General features: G+C 67.4%; 16 protein-coding genes. 10 read left to right on the forward strand and 6 right to left on the reverse strand.

Translation table 11 applies throughout. The annotated features are described in order from the left end of the window. Nucleotides 1-4: 4 nt before the first annotated feature. Nucleotides 5-694, reverse strand: a complete 690-nt coding sequence (locus RHCRD62_RS06840; protein WP_050063959.1) for a FadR/GntR family transcriptional regulator — start codon at nt 692-694, stop codon at nt 5-7. A 165-nt stretch (nt 695-859) separates the two neighbouring features. Between RHCRD62_RS06840 and RHCRD62_RS06845 the strand changes: the two genes are divergently transcribed. Next, nucleotides 860-2,569, forward strand: a complete 1,710-nt coding sequence (locus RHCRD62_RS06845) for a 2-isopropylmalate synthase (RefSeq protein WP_050063960.1) — start codon at nt 860-862, stop codon at nt 2,567-2,569. Nucleotides 2,570-2,635: 66 nt separating this feature from the next. Here the strand turns inward: RHCRD62_RS06845 and RHCRD62_RS06850 are convergent, their stop codons facing one another. Genes RHCRD62_RS06850 through paaZ form a run of 4 tightly spaced genes read right to left on the reverse strand, consistent with a single transcriptional unit; the run spans nt 2,636 to nt 5,702 of the window. Further along, nucleotides 2,636-2,908, reverse strand: a complete 273-nt coding sequence (locus RHCRD62_RS06850; protein WP_050063961.1) for a hypothetical protein — start codon at nt 2,906-2,908, stop codon at nt 2,636-2,638. A gap of 10 nt (nt 2,909-2,918) precedes the next feature. Further along, nucleotides 2,919-3,323 (reverse strand): hydroxyphenylacetyl-CoA thioesterase PaaI, encoded by a 405-nt coding sequence (gene paaI / locus RHCRD62_RS06855; protein ID WP_050063962.1) that lies wholly within the window; start codon nt 3,321-3,323, stop codon nt 2,919-2,921. Next, nucleotides 3,320-3,649, reverse strand: coding sequence for an EthD family reductase (locus tag RHCRD62_RS06860; protein ID WP_050063963.1), 330 nt, complete (start codon nt 3,647-3,649; stop codon nt 3,320-3,322). Before RHCRD62_RS06860 ends, paaI begins: the two co-directional genes overlap by 4 nt. A 1-nt stretch (nt 3,650) precedes the next feature. Continuing rightward, nucleotides 3,651-5,702: a phenylacetic acid degradation bifunctional protein PaaZ gene (gene paaZ, locus RHCRD62_RS06865; protein ID WP_050063964.1), complete on the reverse strand. Its 2,052-nt coding sequence runs from the start codon at nt 5,700-5,702 to the stop codon at nt 3,651-3,653. Between the two features lie 274 nt (nt 5,703-5,976). Between paaZ and RHCRD62_RS06870 the strand changes: the two genes are divergently transcribed. The 9 genes from RHCRD62_RS06870 (at nt 5,977) to paaK (ending at nt 13,667) form a co-directional block, all read left to right on the forward strand. Further along, the gene (locus RHCRD62_RS06870; RefSeq protein ID WP_050063965.1) at nt 5,977-6,705 is read left to right on the forward strand and encodes an enoyl-CoA hydratase/isomerase family protein; all 729 of its coding nucleotides are present in this window, start codon (nt 5,977-5,979) and stop codon (nt 6,703-6,705) included. Further along, a complete protein-coding gene (locus tag RHCRD62_RS06875; RefSeq protein WP_050063966.1) occupies nt 6,702-7,556 on the forward strand; it encodes a 3-hydroxyacyl-CoA dehydrogenase family protein in 855 nt (284 codons plus the stop codon). Before RHCRD62_RS06870 ends, RHCRD62_RS06875 begins: the two co-directional genes overlap by 4 nt. A 43-nt stretch (nt 7,557-7,599) precedes the next feature. Beyond that, entirely contained in the window at nt 7,600-8,391 is a 792-nt protein-coding gene (locus RHCRD62_RS06880) for an enoyl-CoA hydratase-related protein (RefSeq protein WP_050063967.1), read from the forward strand. A gap of 80 nt (nt 8,392-8,471) precedes the next feature. Further along, on the forward strand, nt 8,472-9,425 hold the full coding sequence (paaA, locus tag RHCRD62_RS06885; RefSeq protein WP_050063968.1) for a 1,2-phenylacetyl-CoA epoxidase subunit PaaA: 954 nt from the start codon (nt 8,472-8,474) through the stop codon (nt 9,423-9,425). Continuing rightward, a complete protein-coding gene (gene paaB, locus RHCRD62_RS06890; protein ID WP_050063969.1) occupies nt 9,422-9,727 on the forward strand; it encodes a 1,2-phenylacetyl-CoA epoxidase subunit PaaB in 306 nt (101 codons plus the stop codon). Before paaA ends, paaB begins: the two co-directional genes overlap by 4 nt. Nucleotides 9,728-9,775: 48 nt before the next feature. Continuing rightward, complete coding sequence (paaC, locus tag RHCRD62_RS06895; protein WP_050063970.1) at nt 9,776-10,693, forward strand: 1,2-phenylacetyl-CoA epoxidase subunit PaaC; 918 nt, start codon at nt 9,776-9,778, stop codon at nt 10,691-10,693. 1 nt (nt 10,694) lies between these two features. Then, complete coding sequence (gene paaD / locus RHCRD62_RS06900) at nt 10,695-11,219, forward strand: 1,2-phenylacetyl-CoA epoxidase subunit PaaD (protein WP_050063971.1); 525 nt, start codon at nt 10,695-10,697, stop codon at nt 11,217-11,219. Nucleotides 11,220-11,221: 2 nt separating this feature from the next. After that, complete coding sequence (gene paaE, locus RHCRD62_RS06905) at nt 11,222-12,319, forward strand: 1,2-phenylacetyl-CoA epoxidase subunit PaaE (protein WP_050063972.1); 1,098 nt, start codon at nt 11,222-11,224, stop codon at nt 12,317-12,319. A 52-nt stretch (nt 12,320-12,371) separates the two neighbouring features. Beyond that, nucleotides 12,372-13,667, forward strand: coding sequence for a phenylacetate--CoA ligase PaaK (gene paaK / locus RHCRD62_RS06910; protein WP_050063973.1), 1,296 nt, complete (start codon nt 12,372-12,374; stop codon nt 13,665-13,667). A 77-nt stretch (nt 13,668-13,744) separates the two neighbouring features. On the opposite strand, the gene RHCRD62_RS06915 is transcribed toward paaK, so the two are convergent. After that, nucleotides 13,745-14,353, reverse strand: a complete 609-nt coding sequence (locus RHCRD62_RS06915; RefSeq protein ID WP_050063974.1) for a TetR/AcrR family transcriptional regulator — start codon at nt 14,351-14,353, stop codon at nt 13,745-13,747. Nucleotides 14,354-14,385 lie beyond the last annotated feature (32 nt).

Genomic DNA, 14,385 nt, shown 5'->3' on the forward strand with positions numbered 1-14,385 from the left:
AACCTCACCCCGGCTTCTGAACGGCGGCGAGCATCGAGTCGAGATGCGCGCGACTGATCGCGACCGCGGCGGCCGCATCCCCGGTGGCGACGGCCTCCACCAGTGCTCGGTGGTCGTCCGCGTCGGGTTCGGGGTCGTGGGAGCGCGTCCCGAGAAGTTCGATCATGTCGATCATCGCCTCGGTCAGCCGCGGCACGAAGGTCTCGAACAGTTCGGACAGCACGCCGTTGTGGGCGGCCCCGACGACGGCGCGGTGGACCTCGATGTCGGCCTCGACGAAGGCGCGGTTCCCGAGCGGAAAGGCCTCCTCGCGTCGCGTCAGCGCCCGACGCATGGCGGCGACGTCGGCGGCGGTGGCGCGTGCCGCCGCGAGCCGTGCGGCCTCGACCTCGATGGCGTTGCGGACCTCGACGACCTCGGCGATCGCCTGACCGCGCAGCACCCCTTCCCATGCGACAGCGGGCGTGGTGCGCTCGACGTAGACCCCGGCGCCCTGCCTGGCCCGGAGCAGGCCTTGGCCTGCGAGCATGCGCAGGGCTTCGCGGATCGTGGAGCGTCCGACACCGAGTTCGGTGGCGAGGGTGGTCTCGCCGGGCAGCTTTGCGCCGACCTCCCATTCCCCGTTCGCGAGTCGGCCGAGCAGTTGATCGGCGGCCTGGTCGGCGAGCAGGTTGCGGCGCAGCGGGGCGGTCACCGTGTGAACTCCTCGGGTTGTCAGACAAGTTGTTTCGGTCTAGCGTACCTTCCGTGGCTTTTCGTGGACTGCTCCTCGACCGCCGCGGCGGGGTCTGACCGGACCGGCACCCCGCCGCGGGGTTCGATCGTGCCGGTCGCCCGATCCGTACCTGGAGCACCTGCCATGAACGTCAACCGCCAGACCCCGTCGCCGATGCCGTCCCACCGTTACCGCTCACACACCGAGCGGGTGGCCGTTCCCCTGATCGAACGACACTGGCCCACACATCAACTCACCGAGGCACCCCTGTGGGTTCCGGTCGATCTGAGGGACGGGAACCAGGCTCTCGCCGAGCCGATGGACCCGGACCGCAAGCGCCGATTCTTCGAGCTGCTGGTCACGGTGGGATACAAGGAGATCGAGGTCGGCTACCCGTCGGCCAGCCAGACGGACTTCGACTTCGTCCGCGCTCTCTCCGAGCAGAACCTGGTATCCGACGACGTCACGGTCGTCGTGTTCACCGCCGCGCGTACCGACCTGATCGAACGCACCTACGAGTCGGTGCGCGGACTTCCGAACGTGGTGGTGCACATGTACACGGCGACGGCTCCCACGTGGCGCGACGTCGTCCTCGGACACGATCGGGAGTCGTTGCACCGCTTGATCGTCGACGCCGCCGGGGAGGTTGCTCGTGGCGGCGAGGCACACCCAGGCGTCCGGTTCGAGTTCTCACCGGAGGTGTTCAACCTGACCGAACCGGACTACGTGCTCGAGGTGTGCAACAGCCTCACCGAACTGTGGGATGCCTGCCCGGACCGGCCGGTCATCCACAATCTGCCTGCGACCGTCGAGGTTTCGACGCCGAACGTGTACGCCGACCAGATCGAGTACATGCATCGACATCTCGCGCGCCGCGAATCGGTGATCCTGTCGGTGCACCCCCACAACGACCGCGGCACCGGCGTCGCGTGCGCCGAGTTGGCGGTGCTGGCCGGAGCACAGCGAGTGGAGGGCTGTTTGTTCGGGAACGGCGAACGCACCGGGAACGTGGATCTGGTGACCCTCGCCCTGAACCTGCACGCGCAGGGCGTCGATCCGATGATCGACTTCTCCGACATCGACACGGTTCGACGAACAGTGGAGTACTGCAACAGGATCGACGTGCATCCCCGGCACCCGTACGGCGGCGACCTGGTGTACACCGCGTTCTCCGGCACCCATCAGGATGCGATCAAGAAGGGTTTCGCCCACCACGCCGCGGCGGCCGAGGCCGCGGGCGTCGACCCGGGGCAGGCGCCGTGGAACGTGCCGTACCTGCCGATCGATCCGCGCGATGTCGGCCGCGACTACGAGGCCGTGATCCGGGTGAACAGCCAGTCCGGCAAGGGCGGGATCGCGTACCTGCTGCAGACCGGATACGGGATCGACCTGCCGCGACCGCTGCAGATCGACTTCGCGAAGCGCGTCCAGCGCGCCACTGACGACAGCGGCTCCGAGGTGACCGCCGAGCAACTGTGGGAGCTGCTGTTCGCGGAGTACGGCTTCGACGGCAGGCTGGGCCAGTGGTCGGTTGAGCACCGCGCGGACGGCGACCACCTGCGGGTACGGGCGGAGTTCGACGGCGCGGCGATCGACGGCGCGGCCTCGGGCAGCGGGCCGGTCGAGGCGCTCACCCGGATCCTGGCCGCACACGGCCGCACCGTGGAGGTGCTCTCGCTCGGGCAGCAGTCGGTGGGTTCGGGCAGTGACAGCCGAGCCGTCACCTACGCCCGGTGCGGCAACGGCGACGGGACCGCGCACTGGGGTGTCGGCTTCGACCAGTCGGTGACGGCATCCACGCTGCGTGCCGTGTTGGCGGCAGCCGCCGGCATCAGCAGTCCGCGACCGAGATGACCGCCGGACGCCAGCCGAAACAGCTTTCTTCCAAGCAGTTTTCGGTCGGTGCCTCGGGGTGACCGGTCAGCTGATGGCCGCGGACAGCATGCTGCTGCCGACACCGCTCTTCAGCAGGTCGGCGATGACGCCGATGCCGCCGTCCATCTTGATGGTGGTACTGCCGAGGTCCAGGGCCTGACCCAGGCTGCCGAAGCCACCACCACCATCAACCGCATGGACTTCGGCATCAACCTCGAGATCGAGGCCGGCCTCCAGGCCTGATCCGGTCTCGTACCGACAAACGCACCCGCTGCGGCTACCTCCCCCGATCGCAGCGGGTGCGTTGCCGTCGTGCAATCCCCGGCGTTCACCGAGCGCGCGTGAGGGACCTACTGTCGCCGCGAAACTCGGCCACGGACTTGCCCCGAACACGCACGGTCACGTCGTAGATACCGTTGCGGCCGTATCGCTCCCGCTCGACCGCCTCCGCGATGAGCTCGTCACCCAGCCGAGTGGGGGCGAGGAACCGAATGTCCGCCCGCGCGGCGACCGTAGTCTCACCGTATCCGTTGCAGGCAAGCGCAAATGCCGTGTCCGCCAGGGTGAAGACGAATCCGCCGTGCGTGATTCCGTGCCCGTTCACCATCGTCTCGCCCACCGTCATCGATGCGACAGCGCGGCCCGGGACCAGTTCGTGCACCTCGATCCCGAGTGCCTGCGATGCCACGTCAGCATCGAACATCTCTCGCGCCGAGCGGTATTCGGGGGTCATACTTCTCTCACCGACCCGAGGACCGACTCATCCTCCTGGGTGAACATCGTGACCCCTCCGGTGGCGAAGTTACGGACGTCCCTGCCGGCATCCCGCATCTCCGCCGACGCCAGTCCGACGTGCATCGCCTCGACGTCGGGGAAGTACAGCGATGCACTCGCATAGTAGGCCGGCGTGCCGTCGCCGAGCGCACTGCACTTTCCCCAGGTGTAGCCCGACAGGCCGGGGATCCTGCGCGCCAACGGGACGTGGGTGGCGCGATAGTGGGCGTCGAAGGCGTCGGGATCCTGGGGGTGGCCGTAACAGACCACCACCTTGCACCCCATGTCAGATCCCTCCATCGTCGGACGCCCCCTTGGCGACGAGGGTGAGGACGTCATAGGTCGCCACCGCATCGCCGTTCTGATTCGCGACCACGGCGTCCCACCGCACCTCGCCGTAGTCGGCGCTGCTGCGCGGTGTGATCAGCTTGGCCGTCAACGTCACGGTCAGACTGTCGTCCGCCTTCACCGGGGTCAGGAAGCGGAGGCTGTCGACGCCGAAGTTCGCGAGGACAGGTCCCGGGTTCGGCTCGACGAACAGCCCCGCCGCCAGCGAGACGACGAGGTAGCCGTGTGCGACGATGCCGCCGAAGAGAGGGTTCGCCGCCGCGGCCTCGGGATCGGTGTGCGCATAGAAGGTGTCGCCGGTGAACTCCGCAAAATGGTCGATGTCCGCCAGGGTGACCCGCCGCGGCCCTCCGACGACGGTGTCACCGATCCGCAACTCCGCCAGGTTCTTCCGGAACGGATGGATACCGTCGTCAGTTCGCCGCGATCCGGGAACCCAACGATTGCCGACGGCGGTCAGGATGTCGGGCGTCGCCTGGACTGCGGTGCGCTGCATGTGGTGCAGGACGCCACGGATGCCACCGAGTTCCTCACCGCCACCGGCACGGCCAGGGCCACCGTGAACGAGCACGGGGAGCGGCGACCCGTGTCCGGTCGATTCCCGCGCATCGTCCCGGTTGAGGACCAGGACGCGTCCGTGGAACGGAGCCAGCCCCAGCACGATGTCGCGAGCGAGCACGGAGTCGCGGGTGACGAGGGAGGCGACGAGGCTGCCCTTGCCTCGGGCCACGAGTTGGAGCAGCTCGTCGGTGCCGTCGTATCCGATCACCGTGCTGACCGGCCCGAACGCCTCGATGTCGTGCGGCTCGTCGGCGGTCGTATCGTCACAGCGCAGCAGGATCGGGGGCAGGAACGCGCCGGTCGACCGGTCCGCACCCACGACGTCGAAGTCGTCCGGGTCCCCCACCACGATCTGCGCCGACTTCGTCAATCCGCGAAGCGATTTCAGGACCTCGTCGCGCTGCTCGATGCTCGCCAGGGCGCCCATGGTGACTCCCTCGGCATCGGGGGCGCCGACCACGACCCGCGCCAGACGGCCCCGCGCGGCCTCGACCACGTCGTCGACCAGGCCCGAGGGAACGAAGGCACGGCGGATCGCGGTGCACTTCTGGCCGGCCTTCACGGTCATCTCCGTGACGAGTTGTTTGACGTAGAGATCGAACTCCTCGCTGCCGGGTGCGACGTCCGCACCGAGGATGGAGGCGTTGAGCGAATCCGCCTCGGCGTTGAAGTGCACGCCCTCGGCGACAACCCGCGGATGGGCCCGCAGCATCGCCGCGGTGTCCGCGGATCCGGTGAATGCGACCGAGTCCTGCCCACCGAGGTGGTCGAGCAGATCGCGCGCGCTGCCCGAGAGCAGCTGGACCGACCCCTCCGGTAGCAGTCCGGACTCGATGATGCGGCGGAACACCAGCTCGGTGAGATAGGCCGTCTGACTTGCCGGCTTGACGATCGACGGCACTCCGGCGATGAATGCCGGTGCCAGCTTCTCGAGGAAGCCCCACACGGGGAAGTTGAATGCGTTGATCTGGACGGCGACACCGCGACGCGAGGTGTAGACGTGCTGACCGAGGAACGTCCCCGCCTTGCCGAGTTGCTCGTGGGTCCCGTCGAGGTGGACGGTGTCGTTCGGCAGTTCGCGCCGCGCCTTGCTCGCGTAGCTCAGCAGGGTTCCGAAGCCACCGTCGATGTCCACGCCGGAGTCACGCCGCGTCGCGCCGGTGGCCGCGGACAGTTCGTAGAACTCGCCCTTGCCGGCCATGAGTGTCAGGGCCAACGCCTTCAGCGCTGCAGCGCGCTCGTGGAAGGTGAGTTCGGCCAGGGCGGGCCCACCGACCTCACGGGCATACGAGACCATCCCGGCGACATCGAGCCCGGTGGACGAGATGCGTGCGACCTCGAAACCGTCGACTGCGCTCAGCAGCGGCGTTCCGGCATCGGGCGCCGTGTACCAACTCCCGGCGACGTAACTTTGCACCAACTTGCTCACGACAACCTCTTTTCACCGTACGTTCGGTCGGTAATCAGGATCGCCAGATACCGTGTCTATTGTCAAGGCAAAAGCCAGATTCCGGCCGCCGACTCGGATGCAATCCGAACTTGCGGAACCCTTGCGCGCCGACCGAAGGTTCGGTTATTAATGGAAACCGACACGCTGCGAAGGAGACGAAAGTGGTGCAACCAATCCTGATGCGCGGAGGCCGCATCCCACACGAACGCTCAGGCCGGACACACGTCCGGTTCCCACTGCCGAGCGAGACGCCGTGAACACCCTGACGATCGACGATCGGGCGGACCGGATGGTGGTCACTCTCGATCGTCCGCAGCAGCGAAACGCGATCAACGCCGAGATGATCTCGGAGCTGCACCGGGTGTGCGCGCTCCTCGAGGACTCACCGAAGCCGTTGGTGATCAGCGGATCCGGTGATCACTTCGCCGGTGGGGCCGACATCGGGGAGCTGCGGGCGCGGGGACGCGACGAGGCGCTCGCGGGCATCAATCGCACTCTCTTCGACCGGGTCGCGGGGCTGCCGATGCCCACCGTTGCGGCCGTGAGCGGCTTCGCGCTCGGCGGCGGCGCGGAACTGGCGTACGCCTGCGACATCCGGGTCGCGGCGGACACGGCGGTGTTCGGCAATCCCGAGCCGGGCCTCGGCATCATGGCCGCCGCCGGTGCCAGCTATCGCCTGCAGGAACTGGTCGGACGGTCGATCGCCAAGCAGGTGATCCTGGCCGGCCGAAACCTCGGCGCGGCGGCGGCGCTGCGGTGCGGGCTCGTGATGAGCGTCGTGGCCCCCGGCGAACACGTTGCGGCAGCACACGACATCGTCGATCGCATCAACCGCTCCGCCCCACTCGCGCTCAGGCTCAGCAAGCTGATCGCCGATGCGCCCGGATCCCATCCCTTCGCCGACGACATCGCGCAGGCGGTGCTGTTCGAGAGTCGGGACAAACACGACCGCATGACGGCCTTCCTGGAGAAGAAGAAATGACGAGCACAATCCCCGGCCATGTCGGTGTCGTCGGCGGCGGACGGATGGGCGCCGGCATCGCGCAGGTGTTCGCGACGCTCGGTTCCACCGTCACCGTCGCCGAGAGCGGCGACCGACAGGCGGCCTTCACCCGAGTGTCGGACGGACTGCACCGCGCTCGCGAACGCGGAAAGCTCGGCGATTCCGATCCGGCGACGGTACTGGGACGCGTGTCGCTCGTCGCCGCACCGGACGAGTTGCCCGCCGGCCTCGATCTCGTGGTCGAGGCCGTCCCGGAATCCGTGCAGCTCAAGCTCGACGTGCTCGCCCTCGTGGAGAAGACCGTCGATCCGACGACGGTGATCGCGACCAACACCAGTTCCATCTCCATCGCCGATCTCGGTGCGGTGCTGGGCGATCCCCGCCGATTGATCGGCATGCACTTCTTCAATCCGGTACCGGCGTCGACGCTCGTCGAGATCATCCGAACGCCCTCGACCGACGCCGGCGTCGTGGCACAGGTATGCGAGTGGGTCTCCCAGCTCGGCAAGTCCCAGGTGCTCGTCAACGATTCGCCGGGCTTCGCCACGAGCAGGCTCGGCGTCTGCCTCGGACTCGAGGCGATCCGGATGCTCGAGGAAGGTGTCGCCGATGCCGAGTCCATCGATCGCGCGATGGAACTGGGATATCGACACCCGATGGGTCCGCTCCGTTCGACCGACCTCGTGGGCCTCGACGTTCGTCTCGCGATCGCCGAGCACCTGACGGAGACGCTCGGCGAACGCTTCCGGCCGCCCGCCCTGCTCCGCGAGAAGGTGGCGCGGGGCGAACTCGGTCGCAAGTCGGGTCGAGGCTTCTTCACCTGGTCCTGAGACGACACTCGGGCCCGTATCCCACTGACAGGAGGCGTATTCCATGAGCGGTATCGAGACGGTCGGGCTGGCCACGACCGCGGGCCTAGCGACGATCACGCTGCGCCGCGCTGGCGCATCCAACGCGCTCGATCGCGCAGTGAAGGAACAGTTGTCGGCTGCGGTCGAGGCGGTCACCGCGGACCGAACGGTGCGCGCGGTTCTCCTCGAGGCCGAAGGTCGGAACTTCTGCGTCGGTCAGGATCTCACCGAACACGCGGCAGGGCTGACGGAGGATCCCGCCCGCGCGATGGACACCGTCGGCGCCCACTACAACCCGTTGCTCACGGCGCTCGCCGCGGTGCGCGTACCGGTGGTCGTCGCGATCAACGGCGCGTGTGTGGGGGCAGGCCTGGGAATCGCGCTGGCCGGAGACATCCGAATCGCCGGGGAGAGTGCCACGTTCGCCACTGCCTTCACCGGGATCGGACTGGCGAGCGATTCCGGATTGAGTCACACGATGGTCGAGATGCTCGGTCCGAGCCGTGCAACGGGGCTACTGATGCTCGGCGACCGATTCTCGGCGGCCCAGGCCCTCGAGTGGGGACTGGTCCACCGGGTCGTGCCCGACGGCGAACTCGCCGGGGAGGCCCGGACGCTGGCACGTGGGCTCGCGACCGGACCGACCGCGGCCCACGTGCACGTCAAGCGCCTCGTGTCCGCGTCGTCCGCCGGCCTCACGGAGGCACTCGAGCGTGAACGCGAGGCGCAGGAGGAACTGGGCCGCTCGGCGGATCATCGCGGCGCGGTCGACGCCTTCCTCGCCAAACGCGCACCGGTCTTCGAAGGCCGCTGACCGCGCCCGCGCGCTTGTGCCGCGGGTCACTTCCATGCATACTCACACCAACCGATCATTCGGTATTAGAAGCAGGACATATGACCTCGTCTATCGCAGAAAATGAGCTCCACAGTCACTTCGAGGAGACGATCTCGGCCGACCTGCGAGTCGAACCGCGGGACTGGATGCCCGAGGGCTACCGCAAGACCCTGATCCGGCAGATCGCCCAGCACGCGCACTCCGAGATCATCGGCATGCAACCCGAGGGCGCCTGGCTCACTCGGGCGCCGTCGCTGCGCCGCAAGGCGATCCTGACGGCGAAGGTCCAGGACGAGGCCGGGCATGGCCTGTACCTGTACTCCGCGGCAGAGACACTCGGAGCCGACCGCGGCGACCTGACCGACAAACTGCTCGACGGCCGGCAGAAGTACTCGTCGATCTTCAACTATCCGACCCTGACCTTCGCCGATGTCGGCGTGATCGGTTGGCTCGTCGACGGTGCCGCGATCTGCAATCAGGTTCCGTTGTGTCGCAGTTCCTTCGGGCCGTACGCACGGGCAATGATCCGTGTGTGCAAGGAGGAATCCTTCCACCAGCGGCAGGGCTACGAACTGCTCATGACGATGATGGGCGGCACCGATGCTCAGCGCGAGATGGTGCAGGAGTCAGTGAACCGATGGTGGTGGCCGGCGCTGATGATGTTCGGCCCGCCCGACGACCGGTCGCCTAACTCCGCGCAGTCGATGAAGTGGCGCATCAAGCGACACACGAACGACGAACTCCGTCAACGGTTCGTCGACATGTCGGTACCGCAGGCCGACGCGCTGGGCGTGACGTTCCCGGACCCCGACCTGCGATGGAACGCCGAGCGCGGGTCGTACGACTTCGGCGAACCCGACTGGACCGAGTTCATGCAGGTGATCGCCGGGAACGGAGCTTCGAGCGTCGAACGCATCGCCAATCGCCGGGCCGCACACGAGAACGGTGCCTGGGTACGCGAGGCCGCCACCGCATTCGCCCGACGGGCGAGCACGAAGGAGAACGCACGATGAATGCACCCGACCGACCCACCAGCGCCGACTGGCCGTTGTACGAGGTGTTCCTCCGCGGCAAGCGCGGACTCAACCACGTCCACGTCGGCTCGCTGCACGCCGCCGACGACGAGATGGCGCTCAGGCACGCGCGCGACGTGTACACCAGGCGCAACGAAGGCGTGAGCATCTGGGTGGTGCAGGCGAACTCGATCGCGGCATCCAGCCCGTCCGAGAAGGATCCGTACTTCGCGCCCAGTGGCGACAAGGTCTACCGACACCCCACCTTCTACGAGATCCCCGACAACGTTCCCCACATGTGATCCGGTCGGCTCGCTCGCGCGGCCGTCCACAATCTTCGAGGATGCACGATGACCGACCACGACCATGCCTTCGACGGCCTTGTCGACGCGGACAGCCACGGCCAGTGGGCCTTCGGCACCAGCTTCGACGACCCACTGGCCGGCGTAGACACCACGGTCCCCGACGACGTCGATACCTCGGCGCTCGCCACCTATTGTCTGATGCTCGGCGACGACGCGCTGATCATTTCGCAGCGCCTGACCGAGTGGGTCACGCGCGCACCGGAACTCGAGGAGGAGGTCGCTCTCGCCAACGTCGCGCTCGACCTGCTCGGCCAGGCGCGCCTTCTCCTGGCGCGGGCGGCCGCAGCCGATGCGGCCGTCGTGCCCCACGTCTCCGACACGGCACAGCTTCCGGGCGAGGATGCGCTCGCCTTCTTCCGCGACGAGAACCAGTTTCGCAATGTCCGACTCGCCGAGATCGACAACGGCGACTTTGCGCATACCGTGATTCGCCTGCTGGTGTTCTCGACGTGGAGACTCGCGCTCCTCGACCGGCTACGGGAGTCACGCGATCCGGTCCTGGCCGCCGTGGCCGTCAAAGGCGTCAAGGAACTCACCTACCACCGCGACTACGCCGCCCGCTGGGCCGTCACACTCGGTTGCGGCACAGCCGAATCGAAGGCTCGCATGGAATCGGCCCTCGACCGCGTCTGGCCGTTCGTCGACGAGCTCTTCGTTCCCACCAGCGAGGAACACGCGCTCGCCGCGGTGGGTGTGGCGGCCGATCCCGGCGAACTACGCGAGGAGTTCGACTCGGTTCTCGATCAGGTGTTGCACGCCGCCGAGCTGTCCGCGCCGACCGGCCGAGTCGCCGGCACGGTGGGGGGACGGGCGGGCCGTCAGGGCCTGCACAGCGAAGCGCTCGGACTACTCCTGGCCGAAATGCAGGTGGTCGCCCGGGCACATCCTGAAGGCGCGTGGTGACATGGCCGCTTCCACACACGCCGAGCTGCACGTCCACGATGCGCAGCGCATCGCGGAGTCGGTTCTCGACCCCGAGATGCCGATGCTGACCCTCGCGGATCTCGGTGTCCTGCGCAATGTCGAGGTGGGAGTAGACGGTGCCGTGGTCGTGACCATCACCCCCACCTATTCGGGTTGCCCCGCCATGGCGACGATGCGCGACGACATCCAGCACCGTCTACAGCTCGCGGGCTTCCCGTCGGTCGAGGTGAGGACCACGCTCTCGCCTCCGTGGAGCACCGACTGGATCAGCGACGAGGGACGTCGGAAACTGCACGAGAACGGCTACTCCACGCCGGGCCCGGCTCCACGCCGCGGTTCGGGCCCGGTGCCGTTGACGCTCACCGCCACGCCCCGGGTGATCGAATGCCCTCGGTGCGGTGGCGCTGACACCCGCCTTGACTCCGAATTCGGGGCGACACTGTGCAAGGCCCTCTACCGATGCCTCGATTGCCTGGAGCCCTTCGATCATGTGAAAGAGATCTGAACATGGACACTGTGGACACCACGAAACCCGCTGTCTCGATGCGCAACAGGGCCTTCCACACCCTCACGGTTGCAGACGTGGCGGCGCTGTGCGACGACGCCGCCGCCGTTACCTTCGAGATTCCCGCCGATCTTTCCGAAGAGTTCGCGTTCGGCGCCGGCCAATCCCTCACCCTGCGCCGCACTGTGGACGGCGTCGAGCACCGCCGGTCGTACTCCATCTGCGCCCCGGTCGGGTCCAACCCGCGTGTCGGGGTCCGCGAAGTCGCCGACGGTCTCTTCTCGAACTGGTTGGTGCACGAGGTTCGCCCCGGCGACCGGATCGATGTCCAGCCCCCCTCCGGATCGTTCGTGGCCGATCCCGCCGTCGGTGGCCGGCACGTGCTGATCGCGGCGGGATCCGGGATCACCCCGATGCTCTCGATCGCCGCGACGATGCTCCCCAATCCCGAAACCGAAGTGGTTCTCCTCTACGGGAATCGGCGCACGCGTTCGGTGATGTTCGCCGAGGAGATCGCCGACCTCAAGGATCGATACGGTCCACGCTTCCACGTCGTCCATGTCCTGTCCCGCGAGCCCCGCGACGTCGAACTCTTCACTGGCCGCCTGGACGCCGACAGGCTCCGCGCGATCTTCGACGCCGTCGTGCCGATCTCCGGTGTCGATCACTTCTGGCTGTGCGGGCCGTACGGCATGGTCACCGACGCCGAGGCCGTGCTCGGCGATCTGGGCGTCGACCCGAAGCGTGTCCACCACGAATTGTTCTATGTCGACGACGTGCCCCCTCCCCCGGCACGCCACCGCGACGACGAGGTCACCGGCCCCGGCAGCGAGGTCACCGTTGTCCTCGACGGTCGCTCGACCACCGCGACGTTGCCCCGGGACGCGACGATCCTCGACGCGGCCGAGAAGTACCGCTCGGATCTGCCGTTCGCCTGCAAGGGCGGAGTATGCGGAACCTGCCGCGCGAAGGTCACCCACGGAGACGTCGACATGCGCCGCAACTACGCGCTCGAGGACTACGAGGTCGATGCCGGCTTCGTCCTCACCTGCCAGAGCTATCCGGACAGCGACGACGTGACCGTCGACTTCGACGCCTGACCGCCCTTCCCCACATCGACCGCCGTCGCACCCCCGGCACCCGGAGACCACTATGACCAGCACCGTCACCCCGTCACAGGACATCGAATTCGCAACGCGCGACCGGATCTCGTCCCTGCAGCTCGAACGCCTCCAGTGGTCGCTGCGCCATGCCTACGAGAACGTCCCGCACTACCGGGAAGCGTTCGACGACGCCGGGGTCCATCCCAGCGAGCTGAAGGACCTCGGCGACCTCGCGAAGTTCCCGTTCACCACGAAGGCAGATCTACGGGACAACTATCCGTTCGGAATGTTCGCAGTGCCACAGGATCACGTGTCGCGAATTCACGCGTCGTCGGGAACGACGGGACGTCCCACCGTGGTCGGGTACACCGCAACCGACCTGGACAACTGGGCCGACCTGATCGCGCGGAGCCTTCGTGCCGGCGGCGTGAAGCCGTCCGACAAGGTCCACGTCGCGTACGGATATGGACTGTTCACCGGGGGACTCGGCGCCCACTACGGGGCGGAAAGGCTCGGCTGCACGGTCATTCCGATGTCGGGGGGGATGACCGAACGCCAGATCCAGCTGATCGAGGACTTTCGCCCGGACGCGATCATGGTCACCCCGTCGTACATGCTCACGATCGTCGATGCGATGCTCGCCAAGGGAATCGATCCGGCCCGGACATCACTGCGCACGGGCGTCTTCGGAGCGGAGCCGTGGACCGAGGAGATGCGCGGAGAGCTCGAGCAGCAGCTGGAGATGGACGCCGTCGACATCTACGGGCTGTCCGAGGTCATGGGCCCCGGCGTCGCGATGGAGTGTGTGGAAACCAAGGACGGCCTTCACATCTGGGAGGACCACTTCTACCCCGAGGTGATCGACCCGATCACCGGCGAGGTGCTGCCGGACGGCGAGGAGGGCGAACTCGTCTTCACCTCGCTCACCAAGGAGGCGATGCCGATCGTGCGCTACCGCACCCGCGACCTCACGCGACTGCTACCGGGCACGGCGCGGACCATGCGCCGCATGCAGAAGGTGACCGGGCGTACCGACGACATGATCATCCTGCGCGGAGTCAACCTCTTTCCGACCCAGATCGAGGAGCTGATTCTCGCGGTGACCGGTCTGGCGCCTCAGTTCCAATGCGTTCTCGACCGACCCGGCCGAATGGACGAGCTGACCGTCCGCGTCGAGTCCCGGCCGAACACCTCGACACAGGAGGCCGAACACCAATCCGCCAGGCTGCGGCAGTTGGTGAAGGATCGCATCGGTGTCACTGTCGCGGTGGAGGTCCTGTCGCCGGGGAGCCTGGACCGATCGATCGGCAAGGCCCGGCGTCTGATCGACAATCGACCTTCCTGAAAGTGCCTGGGGCGCCGCGGATACGATCCGGGGCGCCCCACTCGTTCTCGGTACGTCCGTGACCGGGAACCCGAGAGTCACGCCCTCATCCCGTCGAAGGTGAGCGCGACCACCGCGTCGGCGAGCTCGGAGACCGATTCACCCCCGCGCGGTCGGTACCACTCGATCAACGAGTTCACCATTCCGAATACGAGCCGGCTGGTGAGAGCCGGATCGATCCCCGGCCTGAGGTCGCCCTCCTCGGCGGCGGCCACCACCAGATCGCTGACGAAGGCATCGAACTCGCGTCGGCGCGCGAGTGCGCGCCGCTCCACTGCCGTGTTGCCTCGCACCCGGAGAAGCAATGTCACGTAGGGAAGTTCGGCGACAAGCTCCTCGACGCTTCGCCGAACGAGATACTCGAGTCGATCGATGGACCGGCCACTGGTCGCCCGTTCCTCCGTCGTGACCGCGAAGAGCGCGTTGAGCGCCCGGGCCAGCGCGAGTTCCAGAAGCTCCGCCTTGCCGGAGACGTGGTGATAGATCGACGACTTCGTGATGCCGAGCCGCTGAGCAAGCGCCTCCATGCTGGTGCCGTCGTACCCCTTGTCGTTGAACACCTTCACCGCGACGGCGAGCAACGAGTCGAGATCGTATCCCGGCCGCCCGGGCGACCCCGTTCTTCGGACTGGACCTGCCGCCGCCATCTTGCGCGTTCCTTCCAGGACATGGACACACC

Origin of the sequence: Rhodococcus sp. RD6.2 (assembly GCF_001040705.1) — a bacterium.
In the GTDB taxonomy this organism is placed as follows: Bacteria; Actinomycetota; Actinomycetes; order Mycobacteriales; family Mycobacteriaceae; genus Rhodococcus_G.